Here is a 7,393-nt window from a genome sequence, read left to right as displayed (position 1 = left end):
GATCACTTGAAGTAAAAAGACAACTCACGATGCATGGATGGGAAACAAGTGATCACGTTCAGCGCAACGGCTGATCAGTTTTAGCGGAATACGCATTCTTGATTGATGAGAACTGCAAATACTCCGGAAGCCTCATATTGAGATGACGCCTTGAAGAGTTCTCTCCAGCAATCCCCACATAGTAAACATAGCCAGGTAAACCAAAAACGGTTACATCGGGCTTTACGATAAAAAGATAAACGCCAACTCCATTAGCGCTATTTGGATTCGCAACTAAATGCTGCTCTAGCTCCGTAAATTTGACTTCGACCCAGCTGTATTCTTGACGTTCAATTATATCAATATTCTCTGCCCAATATTTGGGGCTAATTGCCACTGTCCGCTCGGCGAGCTTAAGATGAAACTCATCACTAGCAGCCATAAACGAGTCATAATCGCTTTGTAAATTATCAATCAAGTCCTGCGTAGCCATAGTTTTAAACAATCAGCTCCCAAAATGCCTTATCTTTGATCTTACTAACCTTTTTATCCCCATCTATGTATAGACTATAGTGCTTGTCTAGCTCTCGTATAGTTTTCATCAGGTATTCTTGCTCAGCCTTATCGTCCTTATTAAACAGAGATTTAATATCTTGATTCTTGATCTGCGAAACACGATGAATAACCCAGCTCAATATATAAGCCGAATAATCGTTCTCTTTGGTCTTGAAGTGAGTAATATCTTGCGTCGATAAAATTACCCCTACGCCGTACTCCCGTCCTTCTTTTAATACTTTTCGTAAGCTTGGGAAATCCTGAGACATGAAGTTATCAGCTTCATCCACCAATATCATTTTGGTCACCTGACGGAAGTCACCTCTAACTTCAGGTTTGCCCTGCTTTTGCATTTGTGAATAGAACAAATCTAATGTTAATGCGACAACGAGATTCTGAATCTGGGGAGGGTAACCAGCCAATTCGATTACTCTAATTCCATCAATCAGCTGATATAAACTCGTGCATTTACTAATATCATCTTCGAATATTTCCAGCTCATATAAGCTTTCAAGCGCAGCATAAAGAGAGTCTTCTTCGACCTTCTCTTGATCAATAAACAAGCTCCAAACATCTGCAATAGTCGGTGCTGGCTTAGACCATGTTGATTGATCAGACTTACTTATTCCAGCAAGCTCATAGGCCTCACTAATCAACTTACGAAGTTTTAGTTGCTGCTTTTGCCCCAAGCCGAAAGCTTTCCCCATGGTTTCTGAGAAGCCCCTAGCCGTATGAACCGGCAACATAGGGGTATCGCCAAAGAGGCTCAACGGATTATAGGGAAGCTTATGAAGGTTATATTTCTTTCCTCCCGTGACAGATAAAAACTTATCATCAACATAGTCGGACTTGTAATCGAATATCAACAAACCAATAGGTTTCGCATCAATATTCAAATGTTGGTTTCGATATAGCTGAGTAACTACCGACTTTGTACATTGAGTTTTGCCAGTCCCCATAGTGCCAATAATACCTGAGTTAGTATTCATAAATTTGGCTGTATTAGTCGGCTCCCAGTAAACTGGTTCATCATGTTTTACTTCGTGACCAACTAGTACTTTTAGAGATTCTGTTGGTTCAATCTTCTGAACACTCTCAACTTCAATATTCTCTTCAATTTCCTGATGCTCTTCATCAACAACTTCTTTGACGATATCGGATATTTCCTGATGATCAACATTCTGAACAACTTCACAAGCTTCGGAATGGGTTAAAAAGTACTTTTCCGGTACTTGCGCAGCGGCAGTCAAATGAGTATCGAGCAATAAGGTCTTAAGGGGGGTTGAAATTGTCTTAGGCAGAAAACTGTATGGAACCTCAATTTTCAGTATACCTTCCACTTCTTCAACATTGGTTTCTAAGCACTTGTCATCTTGAAGGTTAGCTACAACAAATCCGCGAGGATAATCAGCGATACCTGCCAATTCGTAGTCGCCTTGTAACCACCACTCTTTGTTATCAACAAATTGAGAAAAGTACCCCTCTGGATAGATAGAATATAGTTCGTACTTATCAATCTGCATTAATGCCTGTCGGATGAACAACCCTCGATACAGCTTTCTCGAAAAACCATCTCCGCTAAGGAGCTCTTCACTTAAATAGCGCGATAATTCCTGAGCTTGCTTGATTGCTTTTTTAACGTCATAACTAACGCCAGTTTTAACCTCTAAAGGCAGCAAGTAGAGTTTTTGATCTTTGAACCCTACAAACAGTACGTCATCAGAAATAGCCCCCGACTTATACCCTTGAACATTCCTAGAAAACTCTGACTCTGACATCTTAAGGCCAATATTTCCGGACACTCTTACCATTTCAGCAGCCGACATCGGTACCCAAGTGATATCAGAATTAGCCAACAAACAACTCACTAATTTATACGCTGCTAATATTCCTTTACGCTCTTTGCGAATAAGCGGTGGATCAGTGATCATCTTTAATAACCACTCTCCATTAAAGGCATTAAATTCGCCTATCAAGCCTCCCTCTTCTTTCTCAAGCACTTTGTCATACAAATCAGTTTGACGTGTCACCGTAATCGCATCATAACTAGCAGAGCTAGTATATTGATCCGAATAGTGTATGAGCAGCATATCTTGGGAGTTTTCAAAGAAATCCAATGTTACTTTAGGGTCAATAATAGATGTCCAAATTGCGCTGTCATAAGAGCGTTCTAATTGAGTCTTAAACCTATCATCGACTGCCAACGCTATCGCACTACTATCACGATACTCGATTGCTGATTCTCTTGAAGGCCGAATGAGTCGACCAAGCATCTCTGCAATTTCTACATGCAGCAATCCTTTGAAGTCAGTATTCTTTAGTCCAAAACCTGTTATATAGTTTCCTTGCTCACTCGCTGAAGCCTCTCCATTAATCAAACCATGGCAGGTAATTCCAGATAGTTTATCTTCTGGGTTTACGTCAATTACCTTAACCTTTTGATTATTTCTAAAGAAAGTTAAATGCGCGTATGCTTGTTGATCACTTTCATCGTGCGTGAATTTACTGTAAGTAACGCGTGTTCTTAGTAGGTCAACAATTGTATCGGCATGATCTTTGGCTTTTCCTTTATTCAGTCCATAGCTCTGTTTTATCTGGTCATAACTAGACATATCAGAAAAGCGATCAAACTCATTTTGAATCAGTGAATCATCATAGACGTTCACATGAATATTGACTGTTTTATTCTTGTGCTTAATTACGTGCTCAACTACACCGAGAAATAACTCATGATTCTCATAATTGTTAACCGAGTTAATAATCAAAGTAGAGCGAGCATCAATGCCTTTGCTTTTCCCAAATAAGGAGGAAAACGCCTCGGTAAACTCGTCTATTTTGTCTTTAACAAGCTTAGTTACATAACTATAGTTAGTGTCTTTATGCGGAACACAGTGCATCCAGAAACAGTTATGTTCGTGCACCTTTACATACGAGAAACTATGCTCAGCATCGAAGACAAAAGGCAGCAACCCCTGAGGGTTTAGTCGATCAAGTGTCACTTTTGGTAGGTCATGAAAACTATTAGAGGCGTCAGCGATTACATACTCAACTAGATTCAAGTAATAAGATAATACCAGAGGATGAACTGGCGAGATAAATTCATCACCTTCGTGATGCATCATACCAATCTGCAAGACAAGCTTTTGCTCATCCTCCAAATATCTCTTGTGAGGAATTAAACTCAGATATTCATGATAAGCGCTGACTACTTGCTTTACTAAGGCTCGGTATTCATTCCCCCAGCCGCATAAAGATGGAAGTGTTTTATTTTTTACATAGTATTCGTAAAGCAAACGATATGATTCAGCCAAGTTAGGCGCCACATCATTAACTTCACTTAGTGAAATTTCTTTTTCAGTTTTATCGTTACTATAGAGTAGGTCATGATCAATTAGGCTAGCTTCCAAGTCTAATAACCCAATAGCCTGAGTTTGACCTTTCACTTCCTTGTTCTCAATATAGACTCGTCGTTTTGTTCGTCTGAATACACCAACCAAAGAATCTGAGAACAGCTTAGCACCACGAGATTGGTCAAAAATAAGTGGTAACGTAAGAACCTCTGTTGGCGCAGCGCCCTCTACTTCAAAAGTCAACTTGGCTCCACCATTAACAACGTCGAATAATATTCGATCGACCTCGTTAGACAATAATGCAAAATCGACAACACCATGCTCTAAGACAGAAAATCGCTGCCCCACAGTTTCGAGGTTCACTTTACTCTGAAGATCAGATACAGAAATATCTAGCTCAGTATCTTGCGTTTGAAGTGTTACAAGCTGCTTTTGAGGGTTCACCACGAAACTATTTTCAATCGCCTCTGTATTAAATTGGCCAGATTTAACGACTAAACACTTAAATTTAAACTTCTCTGAGGTTTTTTTCCTATCAAGACTAATCATAAAGAATCGCGGCATCTCACGAACCTTCCCTGTGACAACCAGGGAAGTATTTACTGAGCCGCCTGTGAGTACTACATTGTTGGCATAACTTATTTCTTTACATTTATCCGTTACTCTAATTTCACTCTTTGTAACTTTGCCACCGACAAACTCTATAGTTAAATCAAAGTCATCTCTGTTCTCATCTACAACTAGTAACATGTGACGTTCTTTTTGAACTGACTTACTTTCTCCTTTAGTACGAACTATAAGCCTAGATGTCGCTGAGCTTTCAGAGCTAATCTCTAGGTTTTGTTCTCGATTGTTATCTTGCTCCTTCCTGAATTCATCATAAGTCGTCAACTTCCATGCGTCAGGATCTTCCTGCCTAAAGTTCTTCTTTATGAAAGCCTCTCCGAGGTCAGGTAGATTATCTTCTAACTGATCAGGGTAATGTTCTAATACATCCTGAATTTGATCGTAAAGCTCTCTATTCTTATCAAGTCGTTTACGCACCTGCTCTTCCTGTCCGCTCATGGCAAGAATCGCTGGGTCATTTAGCAAACCGATTTCGTTAAACCTTATGTTTCCGTCTGAGATGGCTGTGTATAGTGAGGAGAAGCCAAACATGCTTCCTTTATCTTCGAGAATTAAATCAAACTGATAATCTAATAAGATTTTTGAAACTTCTTTACCTTCTGGAGCATCTTTTTCATCAATTAACTCTGAGAGAGAAGCCTTGATAAAAGCAGGATCAAAAACGGAATCTTCTGCGGTCAGATCCTGAGCACTGTTAACTAGTGTGTCGAGTAAACTGTTATGGATAATAAACAATGCACTATTGAGAAATTCACCATTCTGATCAGATACCTTATCCCTTAAAAAAGAAATAAAATTTTCGGTGTATCCAATGCCTTCTCCCTCATTCTGAATAACAGGAATCAATTTCACATTTCCACAGGTAAGATAAGCTAAGCTGTGGCCTTCGACATTTATAACGCCTTTCGCAAATGAAGGATTAACAAACGCATGATATAACTGAGTACTGTTATCTATATTCGGAGACTGAAACTGATAACGGAAACCCGCAACAATATTATGTTCTGCCCAATCCAAGAAATGGGATGCAATAAATTCCTCAAACTGTTTTACGTACATATACTGCATCTCCACTATCGCTCATTCGTTCAACATTTCCTACACGCTCATAAAACTGGATCAGTGACTGTTGAGTTTGTTTATCAAAGTAAATACCACGCGCTTCAAACTCTTGTAAGAGCTCATGAAATCTTAACTTGTCATTTTCTCCGACCGCCAAGTTAGTAACCAACTCCAAGTAATCTTGATTCATAACCAATACTTTACCTACCTGGCCACGATTTTTTACGAAAGTACTACAAAGCTCTATTTCAGTTGCTTTAATAAACTTACCTTGTGCAGCAGCTCTGGATTCACCTTTATCAAACTGGCGAAGCGCTAGCTCCAACAGAATTTTTAACCAATGGAGGGGGTCAGGATTAGACATTTCATATGGAAACTCATAATCAGGGTCTTTACTTCTATCGCACGCAAAAGCCTTTGCGTACGCTGCCAAAGCAGGGCTATCTTCTTCTGATAACTTAGATGCAAACTCCCATAAAGGCAGTCTATGCTCATTGGCATCAATATTCGGGTCTTGTAATCCTTCTGACATAGTTAAATATGGAAATAAGTTTTCAAGTAATATTGAAACCCGTTGATGACCGTTTTTGACGAGATCAGTTCGCTCCTTACTCGCAGTCTCGTTTTCCATAATGAAATACAGTGGTTTGGAATCCGGTTCACTTAACGAACGCCACCCTTTGATATTTAGAGCTAGTTGAGCTGTATATAAATACCCATACAGTTTTAGAAGATCTTCTAATTTTTCCAAAAGGTATTTGGGTCGATCAGCCAAGAATTTAAGGTCAGTTCTGAACAGATGAGTCAAAAATGGTAAATAGGGCTTTTCGTAAACCCCTTTTGAAACTCGCCTATCGGTAAAATCTTCAAGCACCTTAGGATCACGCAAAGAATCTACAACCTGTTGTTCGAGAAAGTTGCGTTGGATACGAATAGGGTTCTTCAAATAAAACCCACCCATTAGACTTGAATATAGGTCACCTAATCTATTTTTGGGGTTACTTGCTTTCAACGAAGTAATCTTGAACAACAAACTTTCAGGAGCAACATCAAAGAACGCATCATTGGCAAAGTACATTTTTTCTAAGTATGGCCACAGATCCTCTTCATCGATACGCTTTAAAAAGTCATCCCGACAAATTTCTCGGAACTGAGCAAAACTTTGATCCTGTTTACTCCCATCTTCACCTTCTATCGGCTTAGTTAAAGCTGGTGAAACAATCTTTCGGTACATGTTTCGAACAACTATGCCCTTAGCAATCTCCCAATCGAAAGAATCTTCACTATTACTTGTTCTAACGGGAAAGTAGCCATTTAGAGAGTTAATATTGGTAACTGTGAGATCTTTTTTAAGTATCGACATCTTATAACCCACTCACTCTAATTTCGTTGTCTGAATTTTCTTTTAGTTTGAGACGCTCATCTCCAGAATATAAGAAAAGTACTTTTGACAGACTGGCCATTCTTGTAATTTTGACGACAAGTTCATCCAGCAAAACAATACTATTTTTGTCATGTTTGTTTGGTCGATAGCCCAAACAAATATCTAACATTAATGACAGCAAATTCACGCTTACAGGTATGGGAGCTAAAGTATGTTCATTTACCTTTAGATAGACATTAAAAGCAGCAAGGTCTTTTCCTAGATCTTCTTCGATAGACTTATAAACAACACTGAGCTCCATTTCAGATGCTAGATCACATCCGCCATGAGAAGATATATAGAATTCATCTTTTGAAAGATAAGGAGCATTCCTATTCGCATGCTTGTTAATCGCAGCGAAAATAACGTCGTCGTAGAAAGTACGCAGAACTTTTTT

4 protein-coding genes are annotated in these 7,393 nt (G+C 39.1%); all 4 read right to left on the bottom strand.

Annotation, left to right across the window (positions count from 1 at the left end; all coding sequences use genetic code 11):
- Positions 1-58 precede the first annotated feature (58 nt).
- Positions 59-484, bottom strand: coding sequence for a hypothetical protein (locus A3757_RS12425; RefSeq protein ID WP_156506297.1), 426 nt, complete (start codon positions 482-484; stop codon positions 59-61).
- Positions 477-5,570 carry a DNA phosphorothioation-dependent restriction protein DptH gene (dptH, locus tag A3757_RS12420; protein ID WP_068739711.1) on the bottom strand — a complete coding sequence of 1,698 codons (5,094 nt, stop codon included), beginning with the start codon at positions 5,568-5,570 and terminating at the stop codon, positions 477-479. Before dptH ends, A3757_RS12425 begins: the two co-directional genes overlap by 8 nt.
- Positions 5,551-6,936 (bottom strand): DNA phosphorothioation-dependent restriction protein DptG, encoded by a 1,386-nt coding sequence (dptG, locus tag A3757_RS12415; protein ID WP_068739709.1) that lies wholly within the window; start codon positions 6,934-6,936, stop codon positions 5,551-5,553. Before dptG ends, dptH begins: the two co-directional genes overlap by 20 nt.
- A gap of 1 nt (position 6,937) precedes the next feature.
- On the bottom strand, positions 6,938-7,393 hold a 456-nt coding region (gene dptF / locus A3757_RS12410; RefSeq protein ID WP_068739707.1), incomplete at its 5' end, for a DNA phosphorothioation-dependent restriction protein DptF.

It is taken from the genome of Oleiphilus sp. HI0117 (assembly GCF_001635235.1).
Note: the sequence above shows the minus strand (reverse complement) of the source record. Positions and strands in the feature narration are given on the sequence as shown.

What these genes read in the sequence shown, in the direction of transcription:
- dptH (WP_068739711.1), bottom strand. Translation starts at nt 5,570, where the DNA reads ATGTACGTAAAACAGTTTGAGGAATTTATTGCATCCCATTTCTTGGAT.
- dptG (WP_068739709.1), bottom strand. Translation starts at nt 6,936, where the DNA reads ATGTCGATACTTAAAAAAGATCTCACAGTTACCAATATTAACTCTCTA.